At 71.4% G+C, this 22,551-nt stretch carries 24 protein-coding genes and 1 tRNA gene; 20 read left to right on the forward strand and 5 right to left on the reverse strand.

Annotated elements, in window-relative coordinates; translation table 11 throughout:
• Positions 1 to 2: 2 nt before the first annotated feature.
• From DZA62_RS19810 to DZA62_RS35820, 6 genes are all read left to right on the forward strand, one after another.
• Positions 3 to 188 carry a hypothetical protein gene (locus tag DZA62_RS19810; RefSeq protein WP_198663985.1) on the forward strand — a complete coding sequence of 62 codons (186 nt, stop codon included), beginning with the start codon at positions 3 to 5 and terminating at the stop codon, positions 186 to 188.
• Positions 181 to 420 carry a putative ATP-grasp-modified RiPP gene (tgmA, locus tag DZA62_RS19815; RefSeq protein ID WP_157987784.1) on the forward strand — a complete coding sequence of 80 codons (240 nt, stop codon included), beginning with the start codon at positions 181 to 183 and terminating at the stop codon, positions 418 to 420. The genes DZA62_RS19810 and tgmA overlap by 8 nt, the downstream gene beginning before the upstream one ends.
• A gap of 35 nt (positions 421 to 455) precedes the next feature.
• The gene (tgmB, locus tag DZA62_RS19820; RefSeq protein WP_116950655.1) at positions 456 to 1,400 is read left to right on the forward strand and encodes an ATP-grasp ribosomal peptide maturase; all 945 of its coding nucleotides are present in this window, start codon (positions 456 to 458) and stop codon (positions 1,398 to 1,400) included.
• On the forward strand, positions 1,397 to 2,611 hold the full coding sequence (gene tgmC, locus DZA62_RS19825) for an ATP-grasp peptide maturase system methyltransferase (protein WP_157987785.1): 1,215 nt from the start codon (positions 1,397 to 1,399) through the stop codon (positions 2,609 to 2,611). Before tgmB ends, tgmC begins: the two co-directional genes overlap by 4 nt.
• 134 nt (positions 2,612 to 2,745) lie before the next feature.
• Complete coding sequence (locus DZA62_RS35815; protein WP_157987786.1) at positions 2,746 to 4,212, forward strand: helix-turn-helix domain-containing protein; 1,467 nt, start codon at positions 2,746 to 2,748, stop codon at positions 4,210 to 4,212.
• Positions 4,209 to 4,775, forward strand: a complete 567-nt coding sequence (locus tag DZA62_RS35820; RefSeq protein WP_157987787.1) for a flavoprotein — start codon at positions 4,209 to 4,211, stop codon at positions 4,773 to 4,775. The genes DZA62_RS35815 and DZA62_RS35820 overlap by 4 nt, the downstream gene beginning before the upstream one ends.
• On the opposite strand, the gene DZA62_RS19835 is transcribed toward DZA62_RS35820, so the two are convergent.
• Entirely contained in the window at positions 4,776 to 4,988 is a 213-nt protein-coding gene (locus tag DZA62_RS19835) for a helix-turn-helix transcriptional regulator (protein WP_198663987.1), read from the reverse strand.
• 69 nt (positions 4,989 to 5,057) lie between these two features.
• Here DZA62_RS19835 and DZA62_RS19840 point away from each other — a divergent pair, with 69 nt between their 5' ends.
• The gene (locus DZA62_RS19840) at positions 5,058 to 5,525 is read left to right on the forward strand and encodes a hypothetical protein (protein WP_157987788.1); all 468 of its coding nucleotides are present in this window, start codon (positions 5,058 to 5,060) and stop codon (positions 5,523 to 5,525) included.
• On the opposite strand, the gene DZA62_RS19845 is transcribed toward DZA62_RS19840, so the two are convergent.
• Positions 5,507 to 5,591 (reverse strand) — tRNA-Leu (locus tag DZA62_RS19845). The genes DZA62_RS19840 and DZA62_RS19845 overlap by 19 nt on opposite strands.
• 197 nt (positions 5,592 to 5,788) lie before the next feature.
• On the opposite strand from DZA62_RS19845, the gene DZA62_RS19850 reads away from it, so the two are divergent.
• Genes DZA62_RS19850 through DZA62_RS19870 form a run of 5 tightly spaced genes read left to right on the forward strand, consistent with a single transcriptional unit; the run spans position 5,789 to position 13,745 of the window.
• A complete protein-coding gene (locus DZA62_RS19850) occupies positions 5,789 to 9,499 on the forward strand; it encodes a nitrate reductase subunit alpha (protein WP_116950659.1) in 3,711 nt (1,236 codons plus the stop codon).
• Positions 9,499 to 11,163: a nitrate reductase subunit beta gene (narH, locus tag DZA62_RS19855; protein WP_116950660.1), complete on the forward strand. Its 1,665-nt coding sequence runs from the start codon at positions 9,499 to 9,501 to the stop codon at positions 11,161 to 11,163. The genes DZA62_RS19850 and narH overlap by 1 nt, the downstream gene beginning before the upstream one ends.
• Complete coding sequence (narJ, locus tag DZA62_RS19860; protein ID WP_116950661.1) at positions 11,160 to 11,792, forward strand: nitrate reductase molybdenum cofactor assembly chaperone; 633 nt, start codon at positions 11,160 to 11,162, stop codon at positions 11,790 to 11,792. Before narH ends, narJ begins: the two co-directional genes overlap by 4 nt.
• A complete protein-coding gene (gene narI, locus DZA62_RS19865) occupies positions 11,789 to 12,535 on the forward strand; it encodes a respiratory nitrate reductase subunit gamma (protein ID WP_116950662.1) in 747 nt (248 codons plus the stop codon). The genes narJ and narI overlap by 4 nt, the downstream gene beginning before the upstream one ends.
• Positions 12,536 to 12,545: 10 nt before the next feature.
• Complete coding sequence (locus DZA62_RS19870) at positions 12,546 to 13,745, forward strand: MFS transporter (protein WP_116950663.1); 1,200 nt, start codon at positions 12,546 to 12,548, stop codon at positions 13,743 to 13,745.
• Between the two features lie 57 nt (positions 13,746 to 13,802).
• Here the strand turns inward: DZA62_RS19870 and DZA62_RS19875 are convergent, their stop codons facing one another.
• Positions 13,803 to 14,378, reverse strand: coding sequence for an SH3 domain-containing protein (locus DZA62_RS19875; RefSeq protein ID WP_116950664.1), 576 nt, complete (start codon positions 14,376 to 14,378; stop codon positions 13,803 to 13,805).
• A 276-nt stretch (positions 14,379 to 14,654) separates the two neighbouring features.
• Between DZA62_RS19875 and DZA62_RS19880 the strand changes: the two genes are divergently transcribed.
• The 3 genes from DZA62_RS19880 (at position 14,655) to DZA62_RS19890 (ending at position 16,556) form a co-directional block, all read left to right on the forward strand.
• The gene (locus DZA62_RS19880) at positions 14,655 to 15,254 is read left to right on the forward strand and encodes a hypothetical protein (RefSeq protein WP_116950665.1); all 600 of its coding nucleotides are present in this window, start codon (positions 14,655 to 14,657) and stop codon (positions 15,252 to 15,254) included.
• Between the two features lie 475 nt (positions 15,255 to 15,729).
• Positions 15,730 to 16,071, forward strand: coding sequence for an ArsR/SmtB family transcription factor (locus DZA62_RS19885; RefSeq protein ID WP_116950666.1), 342 nt, complete (start codon positions 15,730 to 15,732; stop codon positions 16,069 to 16,071).
• Complete coding sequence (locus DZA62_RS19890; RefSeq protein ID WP_116950667.1) at positions 16,068 to 16,556, forward strand: SRPBCC domain-containing protein; 489 nt, start codon at positions 16,068 to 16,070, stop codon at positions 16,554 to 16,556. Before DZA62_RS19885 ends, DZA62_RS19890 begins: the two co-directional genes overlap by 4 nt.
• Here the strand turns inward: DZA62_RS19890 and DZA62_RS19895 are convergent.
• A complete protein-coding gene (locus DZA62_RS19895; RefSeq protein ID WP_198663989.1) occupies positions 16,547 to 17,752 on the reverse strand; it encodes an MFS transporter in 1,206 nt (401 codons plus the stop codon). The genes DZA62_RS19890 and DZA62_RS19895 overlap by 10 nt on opposite strands.
• A gap of 71 nt (positions 17,753 to 17,823) precedes the next feature.
• Positions 17,824 to 18,291: a nitroreductase family deazaflavin-dependent oxidoreductase gene (locus DZA62_RS19900; RefSeq protein ID WP_198663990.1), complete on the reverse strand. Its 468-nt coding sequence runs from the start codon at positions 18,289 to 18,291 to the stop codon at positions 17,824 to 17,826.
• Positions 18,292 to 18,408: 117 nt separating this feature from the next.
• On the opposite strand from DZA62_RS19900, the gene DZA62_RS19905 reads away from it, so the two are divergent.
• The 5 genes from DZA62_RS19905 to DZA62_RS19925 are packed head-to-tail and all read left to right on the forward strand — an operon-like array spanning position 18,409 to position 22,544.
• Positions 18,409 to 18,780 (forward strand): GatB/YqeY domain-containing protein, encoded by a 372-nt coding sequence (locus DZA62_RS19905; RefSeq protein WP_116950669.1) that lies wholly within the window; start codon positions 18,409 to 18,411, stop codon positions 18,778 to 18,780.
• Positions 18,781 to 18,807: 27 nt separating this feature from the next.
• The gene (locus DZA62_RS19910) at positions 18,808 to 19,695 is read left to right on the forward strand and encodes an AAA family ATPase (protein WP_116950670.1); all 888 of its coding nucleotides are present in this window, start codon (positions 18,808 to 18,810) and stop codon (positions 19,693 to 19,695) included.
• A complete protein-coding gene (locus tag DZA62_RS19915) occupies positions 19,692 to 20,840 on the forward strand; it encodes a vWA domain-containing protein (protein WP_116950671.1) in 1,149 nt (382 codons plus the stop codon). Before DZA62_RS19910 ends, DZA62_RS19915 begins: the two co-directional genes overlap by 4 nt.
• A 14-nt stretch (positions 20,841 to 20,854) precedes the next feature.
• Entirely contained in the window at positions 20,855 to 21,961 is a 1,107-nt protein-coding gene (locus DZA62_RS19920; RefSeq protein ID WP_198664021.1) for an XdhC family protein, read from the forward strand.
• The gene (locus DZA62_RS19925; RefSeq protein ID WP_116950672.1) at positions 21,951 to 22,544 is read left to right on the forward strand and encodes a nucleotidyltransferase family protein; all 594 of its coding nucleotides are present in this window, start codon (positions 21,951 to 21,953) and stop codon (positions 22,542 to 22,544) included. Before DZA62_RS19920 ends, DZA62_RS19925 begins: the two co-directional genes overlap by 11 nt.
• Positions 22,545 to 22,551 lie beyond the last annotated feature (7 nt).

The raw sequence follows: 22,551 nt of genomic DNA on the forward strand, positions 1-22,551 counted from the left end.
TCGTGGCATTCGGCACGTCCTTTCCCGGCGGCGCAGCGACCTTGGCCTGGTGCAGCGGGCCGATCCAGTCGGTCACGGTGTTCGCCTCCGTCGCAGACATCGAACAGATCCATGGCCACGACGGCGACTCCGTCGTCGTCTGGCTTGACCCTCACCACACCGATGAGAAAGGAAACGACCATGAGTGAAGCCACGATCAAGACGACAGAGGCTGGCCCGCGCCCATACGGCATGCGGTTCCTGCAACCGCCTCGCCGAGCGGCGCAGCCGCGCCCCGACGGCGTCCGGTATAGCCCGGAGCTGCAGCTCACCGTCGGCGCCGACGGAAATCCGTGGAAGACGGAGGCGATGGCGTCGGAGACGTCGTCGAACAACGACGGAGGCCAGGCCGGCGAGGACACCGACCCGGACCCGTACTGACCGGACCAGCCGTGCGGAGCCCAAATCGCACCGTGATGGTGCTGACCAGCCAGCCGGACACGACCGCCGACTTGGTAGTGCGCAAGCTCAACGAGCGCGACGTGCCCGTATTCCGGTTCGACACGACCGCGTTCCCGACCGAGGCGACCATGGCGGCCCAGCTCGGTGGCGGATGGGGCGGCGGCATGCGGCTGGGGGAGCGGGAGCTCGAGCTGGATCGCGTGGGATCGGCGTATTACCGGCGACCGGGCGAGTTCGCGATGCCTGCGTCGATCAGCCCGGCTGCGCGGCGGTTCGCCGCCGCGCAGTCCCGGGCCGGCCTGCTCGGTGTGCTTGTGTCCCTGGACTGCCTGTGGGTCAATCATCCCGGCCGCAACGCCGACGCCAGCTACAAGCCGTGGCAGCTGACGGTGGCCGAGCACGTCGGACTCCGGCCGCCGCGAACGCTGATCACCAACGACCCGGACGCGGCGCGCCGGTTCGCCAAGGACATCGACGGCCCAGTGATCTATAAGACGCTCGCTGGTGGCGTGGTCGACGACGACGGCGTACCGAAGGGCATGCCCACCAGCGTCGTGGACCCGGACGGGCTGGACGACTCCATCGCACTCTGTGCGCACCAGTTTCAGGAGTGGGTGGACAAGCAGCACGAGGTTCGCCTGACCGTCGTCGGTGATGAGTTCTTCGCTGCCGAGATCCACGCCGGCAGCGACGACGCTCACGTGGACTGGCGTAACGACTACGCCTCGCTTAGCTACGAGATCGCCGACGTGCCCGATGATGTGCGCCGTGGTGTGGTGGAGTTGATGCGCAGCTTCGGGTTGGTGTTCGGCGCACTGGACTTCGTCGTCACGCCAGCCGGTGAGTGGCGGTTCCTGGAGATCAACCCCAACGGCCAGTGGGGGTGGATCGAGACGGTCACCGGACTGCCCATCGCCACCGCGCTGGCCGAGCTGCTGCAGAGAGGAACGACGACGTGACCACCGAGACGGGCGCGGGCGAGGTCCGTGCCCAGCAGCTGCGGGACCAGCTCGCCGACCAGCTGGCCGCCAGTGGCGGTGTGACGACACCGGGCTGGCGGCAGGCGGTGCGACGGGTGCCGCGGCACGAGTTCCTGCCGCGGTTCTACGCCTGGCAGGACACCGACGGCGGCCCTACCGCATGGGTGCCGGTCACCCGGGAATCAGTCGGCGAGGAAGCGTGGCTGACCCGGGTGTACGAGAACACGACCTGGACCACGCAGCTCGACGGCAGCGACGCCTCGTGGGAACGGGAAGGGCCGCAGTTCGGCAGCCCGACCAGTTCCTCCACCCTGCCCGGGCTGCTGGTGATGATGCTCGAACACCTCGACGTCGCCGACGGCGACAAATTGCTGATTGTCGGCACCGGGACCGGATACTCCACTGCGCTCGCGTCCGAGCGTCTCGGGTCGAACCGAGTCGTCAGCGTCGACGTTGACCCGCTGCTCGCCGACCGGGCTCGCGCGCGCCTCCACCGCGTCGGCTACTCAGCCACTGTTATCGCGGGGGACGGGCTGGCCGGGCACGAGCCCGGCGCGCCGTACGACCGGGTCATCGCCTTCTGCTCACCCACCTCGATCCCTTCCGCCTGGCTTGCTCAAGCTCGGCCAGGCGCGGTCGTCGTGACTACTCTCACCGGGGCGCTCGGCGGATACGGCTTGGTCAAGCTCACCGTCGACGAAGCCGGTGGCGCGACTGGGCAGGTGTTGCCTCAGGCGGCGTCCTTCATGCTCGCCCGAAGTCAGACCAACCCGTCACCGATCCGCCTGAGGGACCGCATGGGGCCAAGCCACGGTGCGCCACGCTCGGCCCGGATCACGCCACGGCTCTTGGACGACAACGCGTTCCGCTTCACCGCGCAGCTCGCCGTTCCGGACGTCATGCGGTTCACCGTCATCGACGACGGCACCACCTACACCCACTTCGCGCACCGTCATGACGGCAGTTGGGCACGGCTGCAGCAGAAGGGTGACGGCTGGCTGGTCGAGCAGGGCGGTGCTCGGGCGCTCTGGACCGAGCTCGAAGCAATCCACGACAGCTGGACGGAGGCCGGTTCGCCCCAACCGGCCGCATACGCGATCTCGGCCGGGGCTGACGGTTCCCAACGCATTTGGGCCGGTGGTACCGAGCTTGGATTCACGGGGACGTCCGCGGCTCGCGACGTTGGCTGACGCGAGCCACGCACGACTCGGTGTGACGCTGGCCACTACGATAGTGACAATGTGTCACCGACCGATCGTGGTGTCAGATGACCGTACAGCGTTGGACCGGGATCGAGACCAGGGCGCTGAGGCACGCTCTGCGCATGAGCGTCCGCGACTTCGCCGAGCATCTCGGCGTCGCGATTCGAACCGTCTCGAAGTGGGAGAACCGGGGTGCCGGCATCGCGCTGCAGCCGGCGACGCAAGCCATTCTCGACGTCGCCTTGCAGAGGGCAACGGACGACGAGACTGCTCGATTCGAGCAGCTCATCGACGCCGGTCGGCGCACTCCACAGTCTGATCCACCCGGAGATGTCGCTACAGCTCCTGAGGTGTTGCTTCCGCTGATCATCGATGGGCGGACAGTGCTGATGCCTCTCTCGCCACATGGCCTGGGTCGTGCGTTCGTCGACTTCGGGGCGGCCCTCACCGAGCCTTTCGCCGATCGAGCACGGGTGGCTTCGGAGGACGCTGAACCGACACGCACTCCGCTTGATGGGAGCAGCATGGACATCGATCGGCGGCGGGTCCTGGGTGCCCTGTCCTATGGCATCGCCGCCGCCACGCTGTGGGGGCGCGGTCAAGGGGCGACGCTGAATGCCGGGCGGCGTCTGCAGGCCGGGCACGTCGACTCGATCCGGGCCGCTCTGGTCGGCTACCGCCACCTCGCCAGCGACGCAGCACCCGCCACGAGCGCCGAGCGACTCGTTGCGGCGGTCCGTCGCGCCCAGCAGGGATACCAGGGCGCAGCCTACGATGCGGTCGCGCAGATGCTGCCGGACATGATCACAGCAGTCGATGCCCACGCGAGCGAGTCAGTACGCGCTCAGGAACTCCGCGCACAGACCTATATCGTCGCCGCGAAACTCCTGAGAAAGGCAGGCGAAGCCCAGCTCGCCTGGATCTCTGCGGATCGTGCAGCCGCTGCGGCAAGCGTCTCGGAGTCGCCGGCCGCCCAGAGCGCCGCTGCGTACCAGGTCGTCTGTGCGATGCTCGCGATGGGCGACGCAGCTCGTGCAGAGGATCTGGCGATGACCTTCGTAGAGCGGTTCGCGAGTCCACGTGCGCTCCGCGATCCGGAGCTCCTGTCGCATGCGGGTGCGCTGTGGCTCGTGTCGTCGGTCATCGCTGCACGTAACGGAGATCGCTCGGCGTCGATCGAACGGCTGGCTCTTGCCGATGAACTCGGGACCCGGCTCGGCCTGAACGCCAACTACGGCTGGACCGCATTCGGGCCGGTCAACGTCGCGATCCATCGGTTGTCGGCGGCGAAGGAGACCGGCGACCCGAACGAGGTGCTCGAGCTCGGTGGTGCGATCGATGCCGATGCTCTGCCCGCCGGGCTGAAAGGGCGTCGAGCAGAGGTCCACATCAACATGGCGTGGGCGCACACTCAATTGCGCAACGACCCGGCGGCCGTCCGTCACCTGCAAGGGGTGGAGAACGTCGCGCCGGAGCTACTCAGCTTCAATCGGGTCGGTGCTGGAGTCATCCACGACCTTCTCGGTCGCGAGGACAAGAGTCGGACGCCTGGGCTTCGGGCACTCGCTCGGCGAGCGGGGGTTGCGTGACGACCAGGGACTCGCGCCCGCCGCGGACGCTCTACTTCGTTGTCACCGGTGCACCGCTCACAAGATTCGTGCATCACGGAATCGCCGAGGCTCGCGCCGCCGGCTGGCAGACCGCGGTCGTCGCGACCGCGGCCGCGTTGAGTTGGCTCGACCGCGAGGAGCTGGAACGCGTCGGTGTGGCACTGGTGACCGATCACCGTGAGCCCGGCATGGACAAGCGGCTTCCTCGGCCGGATGCCGTGGTGTTGGCGCCGGGCACCTTCAACACCGTGAACAAGCTGGCCGCGGGCATTGCCGACACCTACGCGTTGAGCGTCCTGTGTGAGTCGCTGGGTGAGCGGCGCGCCATGGTCGTGGTCCCGTTCGTCAAGCGAGCGCTCGCCGGGCATCCGGCATGGGGCGCTTCCCTGGAGACCTTGCGTCGGGCCGGTGTTCAGCTCGTAAATCCGCACACAGGTGACATTGGCGCCGCAACGCCGATCGAGTCCGGCACCGGCGACGCCGTCGCGGCTGCATTCCAGTGGCGCTGGGTTCTCGATGCGCTCCCCGTCCAAGGCCCTTGACTACTGCCCGGCGCGCCAGCCCTTGCCTGGGCGGGTGGCCTCCCATGCTTCGATCGTTGTCACCAGCCACAAGGGTGCGCGACTGACATAGCGGTCTGGCTTCGGCATCTGGCCCCTGCTGGCCCATCCGCTGATGGTCGAGGGCAGGACGCTCAGACGCAGGGCGACTTCGTCCCTGTCCAGGTATTGCTGCCCGTCGACCTCAATCGGCACCGAACGATTCTCGGCTGCGTCCGGCGGTGGCGACGGTGAGTGGCGCGAGGCCTACGCCAGGACCTCGTCATGGCGAACGTGGACCGCTGGATCGCGACCGAGCTGAACGACCCGGCATGGATCGCGTCCGCGGCGAGCCCTGACGCAGCTGAGATCGCAAGGTTGGAGAGCTCGCGGGAGAAGCTCGCGACTCTCGAGCGCAAGATCGTGAACCTGGTCGCTGCCGTCGAGGGTGCCGAGGATGCCCCGGAGCTTCTGATCCAGAAGCTCTCGGCGCGGTCACACGAGCGCGACCGACTCAAGAGCGAGATCGCCAGGCTCACCGCCCGGCAGACGATCGCTGCCGAGGAGGTAGAGGAGCTGATCGACTACGTCGGTGGGCTGCCGGCCGCCCTCAGAGAAGCGACGGACGAGGAGAAGGCCGACCTCTATGAGGGGCTGGGTCTGGACCTGTCCTACGAACCCCTGGCACATCAGCTTCGAGCGGAGCTGGTGCCAGGGGTGAGTCCATCTGGGCGTGTCCGAGGGGGGACTTGAACCCCCACCCCCTTGACGGGGACTAGCACCTCAAGCTAGCGCGTCTGCCTATTCCGCCACCCGGACTTTGCGGCGCGTGGAGCGCCAGCGGCTGCGTAACCATACCAAACTCGCGGGGTCCTCTGTCCAACCAGGGAGGGGCCGACGCGCGGGAGGAGTCGGGGCGAACGCCCGGCCGCGGGTCGTGATCATGTCTATGCTCGAACGCAACGCCTCGCACAGGGGACGGGCGGGGCTGCCGACCACGAGGAATCGAGGGGCGGATGGCCGGACCTGTGCCAGGACGAGGGGTGGACGGGCCGGCGTCGGCGGCCCTGTTGAAGGCGGGGAGGTTCTTCACCCGCTGGGACGAGTCCCGCGACGGGCGGGTGGTGTTCCGCGACGGCGGCCGGCAGGGCGACGTGTTCTATCGGGACCGGTGGAGCCACGACAAGGTGGTCCGGTCGACGCACGGGGTGAACTGCACGGGGTCGTGTTCGTGGAAGGTGTACGTCAAGGACGGCATCATCACGTGGGAGACCCAGCAGACCGATTATCCGTCGGTGGGGCCGGACCGCCCGGAGTACGAACCACGAGGCTGCCCCCGTGGCGCCGCGTTCTCCTGGTACACGTACTCACCGACGCGTGTCCGCCACCCGTACGTGCGCGGCGTCCTCCTCGACCTCTACCGCGAGGCCAGACAGCGCCTCGGCGACCCCGTCCTGGCGTGGGCGGACATCACCGGCGACGAGCAGAAGCGGCGCCGCTACCAGCAGGCGAGAGGCAAGGGCGGGCTGGTCCGCGCCAGCTGGGACGAGGCGATCGAGATCGCCGCCGCGGCACATGTGCACACCATCAAGGAGTACGGGCCGGACCGCTGCGCCGGCTTCTCGCCCATCCCGGCGATGTCCATGGTGTCGCACGCCGTGGGGACGCGGTTCATCCAGCTCATCGGCGGCGTGATGACGTCGTTCTACGACTGGTACGCCGACCTCCCGGTGGCCAGCCCGCAGGTTTTCGGCGACCAGACCGACGTGCCGGAGTCGGGGGACTGGTGGGATGCGACGTACCTGATGATGTGGGGCTCGAACGTCCCGGTGACGCGCACCCCGGACGCTCACTGGATGGCCGAGGTCCGCTACCGCGGCACGAAGGTCGTCACCGTCAGCCCCGACTACGCCGACAACACCAAGTTCGCCGACGAGTGGTTGCCGGCCCAGGCGGGCACCGACGCCGCGCTGGCGATGGCCATGGGCCACGTCGTCCTCAAGGAACACTTCGTCGACAGGACGACGCCGTTCTTCGCCGACTACGTCCGCACCTACACCGACCTGCCGATGCTCATCCGGCTCGAGCCGCACGACGAGGGCGGCCGCACACCCGGCAAGTTCCTGACGGCGGCCGACCTCGGCCAGGACGCCGCCGAGGACCAGTGGAAGACCGTCGTGCTCGACGAGGCCACCGGCACCCCGCGGGTCCCGAACGGCTCCATCGGCTTCCGCTACGCCGACTCCGGCAGGGGCCGCTGGAACCTCGACCTCGACGGCGTCACCCCGGCCCTGACGATGGCGGGGGAGGGCAGCGAGAACGTCGAGGTGCTGCTGCCCGCCTTCACCGCGCCCGACGGCTCCGGCGACGTGTTGCGACGCGGGGTACCGGCCCGCCGCGTCGGCGGCCACCTGGTGACGACGGTGCTCGACCTCATGCTCGCGCAGTACGGCGTCGAACGCGACGGGCTGCCGGGCGACTGGCCGACCGGCTACGACGACGCCGCGACGCCGTACACGCCGGCCTGGCAGGCCGAGATCACCAGCGTGCCGGCCGACCAGTGCATCCGCATCGCCCGCGAGTTCGCCGCCAACGCCGAGGAGTCCGGCGGCCGCTCGATGATCATCCTGGGCGCCGGCGTCTGCCAGTGGTTCCACGGCGACGCGACGTACCGGGCGATCCTCTCGCTGCTCATCCTGACCGGCTGCATGGGCCGCAACGGCGGCGGCTGGGCGCACTACGTCGGCCAGGAGAAGTGCCGCCCGATCACCGGCTGGATCTCGCTGGCCAACGCGCTGGACTGGTCGCGCCCGCCGCGCACGATGATCGGGACGGCGTATTGGTACATGCACACCGACCAGTGGCGCAACGACGGCTACTCGACGGCGTCGCTGGCCTCGCCGCTGAGCACACGCGGCGACGGGACGGGGCAGCACACCGCCGACGCCATCGCCCAGTCCGCCCGGCTCGGCTGGATGCCCTTCTACCCGCAGTTCGACGTCAACCCGCTGCAGGTCGCCGACGACGCCGTCGCCGCCGTGGGAGCCGGCACGGCAGCGGACCCCGCCGCCTATGTCGCCCAGGCCCTGCACGACGGGCGCCTGACGCCGGCCATCGAGGACGTCGACGCGCCGCGCAACTGGCCGCGGACGCTGGTGCTGTGGCGGTCGAACCTCATGGGGTCGTCGGCGAAGGGCAACGAGTACTTCCTCAAGCACCTGCTCGGCACCCACTCCAACGTCATGGGGTCGGAGAACCCGGCCGCGCCCCGCCCCGCGGACGTGCGGTGGCACGACGAGGCGCCGGAAGGAAAGCTCGACCTGCTGGTCTCGGCCGACTTCCGCATGACGTCGACGACGCTGCTGTCCGACGTCGTGCTGCCGGCCGCGACCTGGTACGAGAAGCACGACCTCTCGTCGACGGACATGCACCCGTTCGTGCACGCGTTCACGCCGGCCATCGACCCGCCGTGGGAGGCGAAGACCGACTTCGACGCGTTCCACCTGCTCGCCCGCAAGCTCTCCGACCTCGCGAGGACGCACCTGGGCACACGGCGCGACCTCGTCAGCGTCCCGCTGCAGCACGACACCCCGGGTGAGACGGCGCAGCCGGGCGGCCGCGTCACCGACTGGCGCGGCACGGCACACCCCGGCACACCCGGCCGCACCATGCCGGTCTTCACCGTCGTCGAACGCGACTACACCGCCATCGCGGACAAGCTGGCCGCCGTCGGCCCGCTCGCCGACACCCTCGGCTTCACCGTCAAGAACGTCACCTTCCGGCTGGAGGAGCAGACCGCCCGGCTCGCGCAGAGCAACGGCGTCATGCTCGGGGGAGCCGCCGACGGCCGCCCGGCCATCGACACCGACGAGAAGCTGGCCGAGGCGATCCTCGCCTTCTCCGGGACGACGAACGGCGAGCTGGCCGTCCAGGGCTTCCGCACGCTGGAGGAACGCGTCGGTCGGCCGCTGGCCGACCTCGCCGAGGGCTCCGAGGAACGCAGGATCTCCTTCGCCGACACCCAGACCGCGCCGGTCCCCGTCATCACGTCGCCCGAGTGGTCCGGTTCGGAGACCGGCGGAAGGCGCTACGCGCCGTTCACCGTCAACATCGAGCGGCTCAAACCGTTCCACACACTCACCGGCCGCATGCACTTCTACCTCGACCACGACTGGATGCTGGAGTACGGCGAGGCGCTGCCGATCTACCGCCCGCCGCTGGACTTCCACCGGCTCTTCGGCGAGCCGCGGCTGGGCCCGGACGGCGCCAGCCAGATCACCGTCCGCTACCTGACGCCGCACTCGAAGTGGTCGATCCACTCCGAGTACCAGGACAACCTGCTGATGCTCTCGCTGTCGCGCGGCGGCCCGGTGGTGTGGATGAGCCCCGGCGACGCCGCCGCCATCGACGTGAACGACAACGACTGGGTCGAGTGCGTCAACGCCAACGGCGTCTTCGTGGGCCGGGCGATCGTGTCGCACCGCATGCCCGCCGGCGTCGTCTACGTGCACCACGCGCAGGAGCGCACCATCGACGTCCCGAAGTCGGAGGCGACGGGGCGGCGCGGCGGCATCCACAACTCGGTGACCAGGCTGCTGGTGAAGCCGACCCACCTGATCGGCGGGTACGCGCAGCTCTCGTACACGTTCAACTACCTCGGCCCGACGGGGAACCAGCGCGACATGGTCTCGACCATTCGCAAGCGCTCCCAGGAGGTGACGTACTGATGCGGGTCATGGCACAGCTGGCCATGGTGATGAACCTCGACAAGTGCATCGGGTGCCACACGTGCTCGGTCACCTGCAAGCAGGCGTGGACCAACCGGGCGGGCACCGAGTACGTCTGGTTCAACAACGTCGAGACGCGGCCCGGCCAGGGCTATCCCCGCCGCTACGAGGACCAGGAACGCTGGCGCGGCGGGTGGACCCTGAACAAGCGCGGCAACCTCGAGCTGCGCACCGGCGGACGGGTGAAGCGGCTGCTCGGCATCTTCGCCAGCCCCGTGCAGCCGGAGCTGGCCGACTACTACGAGCCGTGGACCTACGACTACCGCATGCTCACCGAGGCGCCGCTCGGCGACGATTTCCCGGTGGCGCGGCCGAAGTCGCTGATCACCGGTGAGGACACCAAGGTCACGTGGTCGGCGAACTGGGACGACAACCTCGGCGGCACCAGCGAGCTCGGCCACCTCGACCCGGTCGTCGAGAAGGTGCAGCGCGAGTCCGAGGACAAGATCCGCTTCGAGTTCGAGCGGACGTTCATGTTCTACCTGCCGCGCATCTGCGAGCACTGCCTGAACCCGTCGTGCATGGCGTCGTGCCCGTCCGGGGCCATCTACAAGCGCAGCGAGGACGGCATCGTGCTGGTCGACCAGGACCGCTGCCGCGGCTGGCGTCAGTGCGTCACGGGCTGCCCGTACAAGAAGATCTACTTCAACCACCGCTCCGGCAAGGCGGAGAAGTGCACGTTCTGCTATCCGCGGGTCGAGGTCGGGCTGCCGACGGTGTGCGCCGAGACCTGCGTGGGCCGGCTGCGCTATCTCGGCCTGTTCCTGTACGACGCCGACGCGGTCACGGCGGCCGCGTCGACGCCTGATCCGCAGGACCTCTACGAGGCGCAGCTGGACCTCATGCTCGACCCGTCCGACCCGGCGGTGGCCGCGGCGGCGAAGGCCGGCGGCATCCCGGACGACTGGATCGACGCCGCCCGCCGCTCGCCCGTGTACGCGCTGGCCAAGACGTACCGCATCGCGCTGCCGCTGCATCCGGAGTACCGCACGATGCCGATGGTCTGGTACGTCCCGCCGCTGTCGCCGGTGGTCGACCTGCTGGCCGAGCAGGGCCACGACGCCGAGGACCGCGCCACGCTGTTCGGGGCGATCGACGCGCTGCGCATCCCGGTCGAGTACCTGGCCGAGCTGTTCACCGCGGGGCGGACGTCGACGGTGACGGAAGTGCTGCGCAAGCTGGCCGCGATGCGCGCCTACATGCGCGACGTCACGCTCGGCCGCGACGGCGACCCGTCCATTCCGGCGTCGGTCGGCCTGACCGAGGAGTCGCTGTACGAGCTGTACCGGCTGCTCGCGATCGCCAAGTACGACGAGCGCTACGTGATCCCGACGGCGCACGCCGAGCAGGCGCACGACCTCGAGGAGATCGGCTGCGCGCTGGACGTCGACGACGGCCCCGGCATGTACGAGTCCGGCCCGTTCGGCGAGGCCAGCGGCCGGCCGGTGCCCGTCGCCGTCGAGACCTTCCAGGCGCTGAAGCAGCGGCAGACCACCGACGCCGCGCCGGGCGGCGACCTCAGCGGCCGGGTCAACCTGCTCAACTGGGACGGCAGCGGCCGGCCGGACGGCCTGTTCCCGCCGAAGCGGGACGGTGCGTCGTGATCGGCCGCCGCCGCGACCGGGCCGCCGGCGCCCGCGTCGTCCACCAGGTCGCGTCCTGGTGCCTGGACTACCCCGACGCGTCGCTGGCGCAGCGGCTGCCGCTGCTCGGCACGGCGCTGGCCGAGCAGCCGACGTCCGACGCCGTCGCGCACCTGTCCGTGCTGGTCGAGCACCTGGCCGGCCGGCCGCTCGCCGACCTGCAGCGCGACTACGTCGACGTCTTCGACCTCAGCCGCGACCGGGCGCTGCACCTGTCGTACTGGACCGACGGCGACACGCGGCGGCGGGGCGAGGTACTGGGCCGGTTCAAGGCCGCCTACCGGTCCAGCGGCTTCCTCGTCGACCTGCGCGGCGAGCTGCCGGACCATCTGCCGACGGTGCTCGAGTTCGCCGCGATCGCCGACCCCGCCGCCGGCACCGCGCTGTTGCAGGAGTACCGGGCGTCGCTCGAGCTGCTGCGCTTCGCCCTGCTCGACCTCGGCACGCCGTACGCCGACGGCGTCGCGGCCGTCTGCGCGACGCTGCCGGGGGAGTCCCCGCCGGACCGCGCCGCCGTCCACGCCCAGGCCGGCCCGCCTCCGGTCGAGACGGTCGGGCTGGAGCTGCTGCCGTACGGGAGCCGGCCGTGAACACCGTCCTGTGGGGCGTGCTGCCGTACGTCATGGTGGTCGTGCTGGTGGCCGGTTCGATCTGGCGGTACCGGTACGACAAGTTCGGCTGGACCACGCGGTCGTCGCAGCTCTACGAGTCGCGGCTGCTGCGCATCGGATCGCCGCTGTTCCACTTCGGCATCCTCGTCGTGATCATCGGGCACATCGGCGGACTGGTGATCCCGGAGTCGTGGACCGAGGCGGTCGGCGTCAGCGAGGGCATTTACCACGTCAACGCGCTGGTGTTCGGTGGTCTGGCCGGGGCGTGCACGCTGGCCGGCATCGCGATCCTGATCTACCGGCGACGGCGGACCGGGCCGGTGTTCATGGCGACCACCCGCAACGACAAGGCGATGTACGTCGTACTCGTCGGCGCCATCGCGCTGGGGTTGTGGACGACGCTGGTCAGCGTCGGCGCCGGGCACGAGGCGCACAACTACCGCGAGTCGGTGTCGCCGTGGTTCCGGTCGCTGTTCATGCTGCAGCCCGACATCGACTCGATGGCCGCCGCGCCGGTGCAGTTCCACATCCACACGCTGGTCGGCATGCTGCTGTTCGCGATCTGGCCGTTCACCCGGCTGGTGCACGCGTTCACCGCGCCGGTGCACTACCTGTTCCGCCCCTACATCGTCTACCGCAGCCGCGACGCCGGGCAGCGGCCGACCGCCGGTCCGCGCCGGCGCGGCTGGGACCCCGTCGGCAGCCCTGACCGGGACCGCTGAAGGAGGCGCCATGACCACCGACGACGTCCGGCGGGGCCAGACCCGCAACCTGGCGCTGGCGACCGTCGCGTTCGCGGTCAGTTTCTGGGCGTGGAACATGATCGCGCCGCTCGGCGTGCGCTACACCGGTGACCTCGGCCTCACCGCCGGGCAGAAGTCGCTGCTGGTGGCCACCCCGGTGCTGGTCGGCTCGGTCGGCCGGATCCTCGCCGGCGCGCTCACCGACCGGTTCGGCGGCCGGCTGATGTTCCCCGTGCTGATGCTGATCTCGACGCCGTTCGTACTGCTGGTCGCGGTGGCCGGCGAGGCGGAGTCGTACGCGCTGCTGCTGGTGTTCGGGTTCTTCCTCGGCATCGCCGGCACGACGTTCGCGGTCGGCATCCCGTTCGTCAACGCCTGGTACGAGCAGTCCCGGCGTGGCTTCGCGACCGGGGTGTTCGGTGCCGGGATGGGCGGGACGGCGCTGTCGGCGTTCTTCACGCCGCGGTTCGTGGACTGGTTCGGCTACGTCGCGACGCACGTCATCGTCGCGGCCGCGCTGGTGGCGATGGCGGCGATCTGCTGGACGTTCATGCGTGACGCGCCGACGTGGACGCCCAACACGGCGCCGGTGGTGCCGAAGCTGGCCGCGGCCGGGCGGCTGGCGGTCACGTGGCAGATGTCGTTCCTGTACGCGGTGGCGTTCGGCGGGTTCGTCGCGTTCTCGACCTATCTGCCGACCTACCTGAACGACATCTACGACTTCGACCTGACGGCGGCCGGCACCCGCACCGCGGGCTTCGCGCTGGCCGCCGTCGTCGCGCGGCCGCTCGGCGGCGTGCTGTCCGACCGCATCGGCCCGCGCACGGTCGTCGCGATCTCGCTGGCGGGGACGACGGTCCTGGCCGTGGTGGTCGCGTTCCAGCCGCCGGTCGAGATCCCGGCCGGCGTCGCGTTCGTCGCGCTCGCGTTCTTCCTCGGTCTCGGCACCGGCGGCGTGTTCGCGTGGGTGGCGAAGCTGGCGCCGCCGGAGAAGGTCGGCACCGTCACCGGCATCGTCGGCGCGGCCGGCGGACTCGGCGGCTTCTTCCCGCCGCTGGTCATGGGGGCGACGTTCGAACTGCTGCTGCCCGGCTACGGGGTGGGGCTGGTGCTGCTGGCGGTCACGGCCGCCGGAGCGCTGGCGTTCACGCTGCTCGGGGTGCGTCCCCGGTCGGCGGCCCGGAGCTAACTCGACGGCGCCGCCCCGCTGGGTGCCGGGCGGCGCCGTCGATCAGTCAGGCAGAGGTCAGCAGTACGGCGGGGCTGCGCCGACGTTGGCCACGTAGCGGGCCGACACCCACTGGCCGCCGCCGTCGCCGGTCAGCTGGTACCAGCGCCGGTTGCCGTCGACGCTCTGCGAGTCGACCTTGCAGACGATGGACATCGTCGCGCCACGCGGGATCGAGCTGACCCGGGCGTTGGCGGTCGTCGGGCCGCTGCGGACAGCGAGCGCCGTCGACGACGACACCCGGCCGGTGTACTCCTTGCCGTCGCCGCAGAAGCGCGGCGCGGTGCCGATGTTGGCGACGTAGCGGGCGCTGACCCAGCGGCCGTTCGCCAGCTTGTACCAGAGGCTGTTGCCGCTGACCGACGGGCCGAACACCTTGCACTGGATCGTGATGGTCGCGCCCTTCGCGTACGACCCGACCTTCGTCGCGGCCGACGTCGGTGCGCTGCGGACGTTGACGCCCTCGGTGATGCGTCCCTTGTAGGTCGTGGTCGCGGCGTCCGCGGCCGTACTGGTCGCCAGCAGGCCGAGCGGAACGATGGTGGCCGTGGCGAGCGCGATCGCCGTTCGCCGGAGCCGTTGCCGGATGATCATGATGGACCTCCTGACTGCCGACCCGGACGGTGCGACCGGGTATCGGCTCTCACCATCAATCACTCCTCAGCGTGGCCCTCGGTTGCATGGGTCGGCGGAGTTTCCGCATGATCGCCCCCTTGTATCGGTGCAGGTCAGTGGACTTTTCGTCACGTTGTGCGACAAGACGGTCACGCTGGGCTACGATGGGAGGTAGCCGGGGGCCGCTCCGCCTCTTGCCCCCCAACTGGCGGAGCGGCCTTCTCTTGTGTCCGGCCCCTTCGACACGATGAGCCCATGACGGACGCAGCGCGAGCCGCCCTGGCCGACGCCGTGAGCCTGTGGCGGCTCACGCCCGCCGTCGCGAAGGACGTCATCGACGCGGCGACCGACGCCCTGGTGGCCGGGCTCGACTCGCCGAGCCTGCGGATCCTGGCGGGGGAGCCGGCGTCGGCCACGGCGTACGAGCTCGCGGACCTGATCGACGACACCATGTGCGAACTGGGCCTGGCCGACGTCCTGGAGGACGACGTGCAGCGGGCCGCGCTCGCGGCGATGCTGCGGCGGCTGCGCGCCGGGCGGGTCCGGCCGGGGGAGCTCGTGTCGTGGGCGCACGTCTGCATCGGCCACGGAGGTCACGACGACGCCCAGCCGTTCGTGCAGCTCGACGACGTCTACGACCTGTGGGCGTCCGAAGGGCACGACCTCGGCCTGCTGGACCGGTGGACGCACGAGGAGGCCGACGCCTTCCTCGCCGGACTGCCGTCGCCCGGGCGCGCGGACGAGTGGATGTCGGGTCCGCCGCCGGCGGCCACGCCGGCGCGGCCGCCAGTGGCCCGGCCGTCGCCGCCACGGCGTGGCCGGTTCGCCCGGCTGTTCGCCCGGCGCCGGAGTTGATCATGGAGAAGCGCAGCTTCCCCGCGCCAGGAAGCTGCGCTTCTCCATGATCAACGCGGTCCGTGGGCGGGTGACCCGTCCGTGGACGCGATCCTAGGCCCGTACACGACGGCGTGCCAGCACGGCGTGCGCGCCGAGCTCGGCGTCGCGGATACCTCGCCGTTCAGGTGTTCGGCGGCGTGCGGCGCGGCTTGCCGCGGCACGACTGGGCCTGGCGGGACGGATCGGCGGAGACGTGACCGTGGTGACCGGCGCCGCACAGGCGGTCACTGTGTGCTGCCAACGATCGCTGAGCCCGCAGCCGCCCAGCGTCGGGAGCATCGTCACGGTCACGGACCCCGCATGGGTCGACGTCCTCCGCCGATCCGGCCCGTGAACGTATGACGCGCCCGGGTGTCGTCCGGTTCACACGATCGCTTGACATTTCTTGGCGAGATTTGTACTTTCCTGTGTAGTTAATTAACCGGAGGCGAAAATGACGGTCGAGGCCGAATCGCTCACGGCGACGTTCACCGCGCTCGCCGACCCGACGCGCCGCGCCATCCTGGCCCGGCTGACCCGGGGCGAGGCCACCGTCGGGCAGCTGGCGGAACCGTTCGACGTGTCGCTGCCGGCCATCTCCAAGCACGTGAAGGTGCTGCAGAAGGCCGGGCTGATCGAGCAGACGCGACGGGCTCAGTGGCGATCCTGCCGGCTGCGCCCGGAGCCGCTGCGCGACGTCGTCACGTGGATGGAGCAGTACCGCGACTTCCTCGGCGACAGCCTCGACCGGCTGGATCAGTACCTCGCCGACCTGCAGAAGGGAGATCGGCCATGACCCGACGCGAACTGGGCGACGCCGCCACCACTGTCGACGCCGAGGGATCGGACCTGCTCATCGAGCGGGTGTTCGCCGCACCGCGCGAGCTGGTGTGGGCGGCCATGACGACGGCGGAGCACGTCGCGCACTGGATCGGACCGCACGGCACCACCACCGAGGTGGTCGAGCTGGACGTCCGGCCCGGCGGGCGGTGGAAGTGGATCAACCGGTACGAGGGCGGCGAGGTCGCGTTCCTGGGGGAGTACCTCGAGGTCGACTCGCCGAAGCGGCTGGTCCGCACGACGGCGCCGGATCCGGCGCCGGCCGGCGTCCCGCCCGCCGTCGAGACCATCACGTTCGAGGAGGTCGACGGCGGCACCCGGGTGCACTGGCTGACCACGTTCCCGTCGCCGGAGGTCCTCGACTTCGCCGTCTCCACCGGCATGGCGACGGGCATCGTCGAGCAGTTCGACCGGCTCGCCGAGCGGCTGGCTCAGGGCTGACGGCGGCGCAGCGCGCGGGGAAGCGTCACTGCGACGGCGACGGTGGCCAGCGTGCCGCCCGCCCCGGCGACCAGGAACGTCACCGGCGCCGACGTCGCGTCCAGCAGCAGGCCGCCGGCCACGTACGACAGGCCGGCGGCCAGCCCGATGGCCCCGTAGAGGTTGCCGAACACGCGGCCGAGCAGTGCGTCAGGCACCAGTCGCGGCAGCAGCGTGTTGGTCGCGACGTCCATCGCGGCGATACCGAGGCCGCGCATCGTCTGCAGGGTGAACGCCGCCGCGACCGCCCAGGCGAGCCCGGTGAGCAGGTTGCCGACGCTGCTGACGGCGAACCCGGCGACCAGCAGCCACAGCATTGACGCTCGCGACGACCACCGGGCGAGCAGTGCGTACCCGGCGAACAGCCCGATGCCGACGGCGGCCAGCAGCACGCCGGCGGCGGAGTCACCCGCGTCGAAGGTGTCCTTGGCCAGCACCACCAGCGCGACGTCGTCGATCGCGTTGAACGCGACGACGGCGCAGAAGCCGAGTCCGATGATCCGCAGCGCCGGCTCCCGCCACAGGTGTCCGAGCCCGGCCCGGGCGTCGCGGAGCAGCCCGCCGCGCGGTGCCTCCGGCTCCGACGGCGGGAGCGCCGGCAACCGGAGCAGCAGCAGCGCCGACAGCAGGAACGTCGCCGCGTCGACCAGCAGCACGCCCTGCACCCCGGCCAGCGGGAACAGCGCGGCCGCGACCAGCGGGCCGGCCGCCTCGCCGCCGTTCGTCGCCAGCCCGAGCGCCGAGTTCGCCGCCGCCTGCCGGCGGGGCGGCACCAGTGTCGCCATCGCGGCACGCGACGCGGGCAGGAACACCTGCCCGGCCACCGCCCGCGCGCCGACCAGCACCAGCAGCAGCGGCAACGGCGGGAGTGCCAGCGCGATCGCGGCCAGCAGCCCGGCCTGCACCAGCTCGCAGCCGATCATCACCCGGCGCCGGTCCCAGCGGTCGCTGACCGCACCGGCGAGCGGGCTGAGCAACGCCGGTGCGAGCTCGCCGACCAGCAGGAGCAGCGCGACCGCGAGCGCTTGGCCGGCGGTGTCGGCGACGTGCAGCATCAGAGCGACCAGGCTGAGGGAGTCGCCGAGGAACGAGATCGTGCGGGCCGCGAACAGCGACCGGAACGCGGCGTCGCTCCGCAGCGAGCCGGTGCGCGCCACGATGACGAGGATCGCCCATCCGGTCGCACCGGCTCAAGGGGTTTCCACGCGGCGGGCCGGCCGCGGCGGCGTCAACGTTCGGTGAGCCGGACGACCGGGTACAGGCGGTCGTTCTTGGTCTGGTACTTCGCGAACCGCGGGTTGGCGGCGACGATGCGCTGCCACGCCTCGTCGCGGTCGGCGCCGTCCAGCGTGTGCGGTGTGACCGGCCGCGGCTTCTCGCCGGGCAGCTCGGCCGATGCGCGGTCCGGGTGCGCCGTCAGGTTGAGGTACCAGTTCGGGTCGGCGCTGCCGCCGCCGGACGCGACGACCAGGCGCCCGCCGTCGTCGTCGGCGTACCACGCGATCGGCGTCAGGAACGGCTGCCCGGACCGGCGCCCGGCCGTGTGCAGGATCAGCACGTCCATGCCCATCATCCGGCCCTTGCCCTTGCGGCGCATCTTCGCGACCGTCTTGGTGTTCGTGCGGCGCTGGAACCACAGCGACAGGCGTCCGGGGGTGCCCTTCTTGCGGGTCTGGTCCGTCGTCTCGTTCTCCATGCTCATCACGGTAGAAGGGGCGGACCGGGGCCGCTTCTCGATTCCTGACCGATCGGCCGCCTCACTCCTGGTTCGGTTGCAGGATGGAGGCACGTGCCGACCGAACGGAGATCGACGATGACCGCCGACGCGCAGACGCTGCGGGCCAGGCTCCGCGCCGACCTCGCCGCCGCGATGAAGGAGCGCCGGCGCGAGGCCGTCACCGCGCTGCGGACCGCTCTCGCGGCCGTCGATGACGCCGAGGCGGTCGACCCGGCGGCGCAGCCCCCACCGGCGACCAGCGAACACGTCGCCGGCGCCCACGCCGGGCTCGGCGCGGCCGAGGTGCGGCGCCGCGAGCTGACCGCCGACGACGTGCGGGCGATCCTGCGGACTCAGGTCGCCGAGCGTCGCGCCGAGGCCGGCCGGTACGACGCCCACGGGCGCCACGACGCCGCCGACCGGCTCCGCCGCGAGGCTGACGTCCTCGGGTCCTACCTCGGGCCCTAGCGGGCCGCGCGGGCGTAGCGTTGGGTCATGGCGGACATTGACAGCGCCGCGACCACGCCGGGCGAACTGGCCCGGCGGCTCGACGCCGCGGGGTACCTGGCCGACGAGGGACTGGCGACGGCGGCGTTCCTGGCGGTGCGCATGGGCCGGCCGCTGTTCCTCGAGGGCGAGGCCGGCGTCGGCAAGACGGCGCTCGCCCAGGCCCTGGCCGAGGTCCTCGGCGCGCCGCTCATCCGGCTGCAGTGCTACGAGGGCGTCGACGCCGCGCAGGCGCTGTACGACTGGGACTTCCCGCGCCAGCTGCTGCACCTGCGTGCCGCCGAGGCCGCCGGTGTCACCGACGTCGACCGCCTCGAGCACGAGCTGTACGACCGCCGGTTCCTGCTGGCCCGGCCGCTGCTGCGCGCGCTGGAGACGACGCCGTCGGTGCTGCTGGTCGACGAGGTCGACCGCGCCGACGACGAGTTCGAGGCGTTCCTGCTCGAGGTGCTGTCCGACTTCACCATCTCGATCCCGGAGTTGGGCACCGTCCGCGCCGAGACCCCGCCGGTCGTCGTCGTGACCAGCAACCGCACCCGCGAGGTGCACGACGCGCTCAAGCGGCGCTGCCTCTACCACTGGCTGGCCCACCCGACGTTCGAGCGTGAGGTCGCGGTCATCCGGCGGCATCTTCCGGGTGTCAGCGAACGGCTGGCCGACGACGTCGCCCGCACGGTGCAGCGGCTGCGCGCCGCCGACCTGCTGAAACCGCCCGGACTGGCGGAGTCGATCGACTGGGTGACGGCGCTGACGGCACTCGGCGCGACCGAGCTGTCGGCCGACCTCGCGACCCGGACGCTGGGCGCGGTGCTCAAGTACCAGGAGGACACCGAGCGCATCATGGGCGAGGTCGCGGAGCTGGTCGGCCGGCCATGAACATCGAGGTCGACGCCGAGGTGGTCGGGTTCGCCCGGCGGCTGGCCGCGGCCGGCGTCGATGTCCCGCCCACGCGGGTGCACGCGATGCTCGAGGCACTCGACGTGCTCGGCGCGGGGTCGCTGCGGTCGGTCTACTGGTCCGGCCGCGTGACACTGTGCGCGTCACCGGAGGACGTCGAGCGGTACGACCGCGTGTTCGCCGCCCACTTCGGCCGCCGCCCGGACCGTCCGCCGCGGCGGGTCACCGTCCCGCCGGTCACCCGGTTGATCGCGCTGCCGGACGGCTCCGGCGACGGCGCCCGCGACGGCCACGACGCCGACCCCGAGCGGCAGCGCATCGCCACCGCCAGTCGCCTCGAGGTGCTCCGGAACCGCGACGTGACGACCCTCGGCCCGGCCGACCGCGCCGAGGTCGGCCGCTACATCAGCGCGCTGCTCCCGGCCGCCCCGGACCGCGTCACCCGCCGGCTGCGCCCGTCGCCGTCCGGGCCGGTCGACGCGCGCCGGACGGTCCGTAGCATGCTGCGCCACGGCGGAGAGCCGGTCGACCTGCGGCGGCAGCGGCACGGACGCCGGCAGCGGCGGCTGGTCTTCCTCGTCGACGTCAGCGGATCGATGGCGCCGTACGCCGAGACGCTGCTCCGCTTCGCCCACGCCGCCTGCCGGGTGCGGCCGGCGACCGAGGTGTTCACCGTCGGCACCCGGCTCACCCGGGTGACGCGTGAACTGCGCCGGCGCGATCCGGTGGCGGCGCTGACGGCGGCGTCGGCGGCCATCGACGACTGGAGCGGCGGCACCCGGCTGGGCGACGAGCTGAAGGAGTTCCTCGACCGCTGGGGGCAGCGCGGCACCGCCCGCGGCGCCGTCGTCGTCATCGGCAGCGACGGCTGGGAGCGCGGCGACCCGGCGCTGCTGGCCGACCAGATGGCCCGGCTGGCGCGGCTGGCCCGGCGCATCGTGTGGGTCAACCCACACCGAGGATATAAAGGATACAGTCCAAGTACCGGTGGGATGCGCGCGGCGCTGCCGTACGTCGACCGGCTCGTCGCCGGTCACTCGCTGGGCGCGATGCAGGAGCTGGCCGCGCTGCTCGGCGGACGCGAGCCGTTGGGGCGGGCGCGACCCGCCCGGGAGGGGTGGTGACGGTGCAAGAGGTCATGCGTGAGCTGGTGGCCGCCGTCGGCGACGGCGGGCGGACCGGTCTGGTCACCGTCGTCAGTACGTTCAAGTCCGCGCCGCGCCAGCCCGGCGCGTCGATGGCCGTCACCCAGGCCGGCGAGGCGGTCGGCAGCGTGTCCGGCGGCTGCATCGAGGGCGCGGTGTACGAGCTGGCGCAGGAGGTCATGGCCGGCCGGCCGCCGGTGCTGCAGCGCTACGGCATCAGCGACGACGACGCGTTCGCCGTCGGGTTGACCTGCGGAGGCATCATCGACGTGTTCGTCGAGGCGGTCGACCACGAGACGTTCCCGACACTCGTGGACGTCGCGGGGAGCGTCGACGCCGCCGAGCCGGTCGCCGTCGCCACCGTCGTCGCCGGGCCGGGCGACATCGGCGCGCACCTGGTCGTCTGGCCCGACCGCACGGCCGGGACGCTCGGCGGCCGGCGGCTCGACGACGCCGTCGCCGACGACGCCCGCGGCATGCTCGACCAGGGCATGACCGCCATCCGCCGCTACGGCGCCTCCGGCGAGCGTCGCCTCGACGACCTCGAGGTGTTCGTGCAGTCGTTCGCGCCGCGGCCGCGCATGCTGGTGTTCGGCGCCATCGACTTCGCCGCCGCGCTCGTCCGGGTCGGCCGGTTCCTCGGCTACCACGTCACGGTGTGCGACGCACGGCCGGTGTTCGCGACGCGGCGCCGGTTCCCCGACGCCGACGAGGTCGTGGTCAAGTGGCCGCACGACTACCTCGCATCGACGCCGGTCGATTCGCGCACCGTGATCTGCGTGCTTACCCACGACCCCAAGTTCGACGTGCCGCTGCTGGCCGCCGCGGTCGGCACGCCGGCCGCGTACATCGGGGTGATGGGGTCGCGGCGCACCCACCACGACCGGCTGGCCCGGCTGCGCGCCGAAGGCCTGACCGACGCCGAGCTGGCCCGGCTCGCGTCGCCGCTGGGACTCGACATCGGCGCCCGCACACCCGAGGAGACGGCCGTGTCGATCGCCGCGGAGATCATCGCGGCGCGGTGGGGCGGGTCCGGCCGCCGGCTCAGCGACACCAGCGGGCCGATCCACCGAGAACCGCTCGCCGCCGATGCCGTCTGACGTCGCGGGTCTCGTGCTCGCCGCCGGGTCGGGCTCCCGGTACGGCGGGCCGAAGGCGCTGGTCCGGTACGAGGGGTCGCGGCTGGTCGACCGCGCGGTGCGGCTGCTGTCCGGCGGCGGCTGCGCCCCGGTCGTCGTGGTGTCCGGCGCGGTGTCGCTGAGCGTGCCGGGCGCGATCGTCGTGCACAACCCGGACTGGGCGACGGGCATGGGGTCGTCGCTGCGGGCCGGCCTGCGTGCGCTGAGCTGGTCGGTGACGGCCGATGCCGTGGTGGTGGCGCTGGTGGACCAGCCGTGGGTCGGCGTCGAGGCCGTGAAGAGGCTGCGTCAGGTCTGGTCGTCCGCGGCCGGGGAGGTCTCCGTCGCCGTCGCGACCTACGAGGGCCGCCGCGGCAACCCCGTCCTGCTGGCTCGTCCGGTCTGGCCGGAGGTCGCCGCTCTCGCCGACGGCGACGTCGGCGCCCGCCCCTTCCTGCGGGCGCACCCCGAGCTCGTCACGGCCGTCGACTGCACCGGCACCGGCACCTCCGCCGACGTCGACACCCCCGCCGACCTCCCCCCTTTGAATGATCACGTTCAGTAGGGCCGTG

This window comes from Jiangella endophytica, assembly GCF_003427025.1.
GTDB classification, from domain to species: domain Bacteria; phylum Actinomycetota; class Actinomycetes; order Jiangellales; family Jiangellaceae; genus Jiangella; species Jiangella endophytica.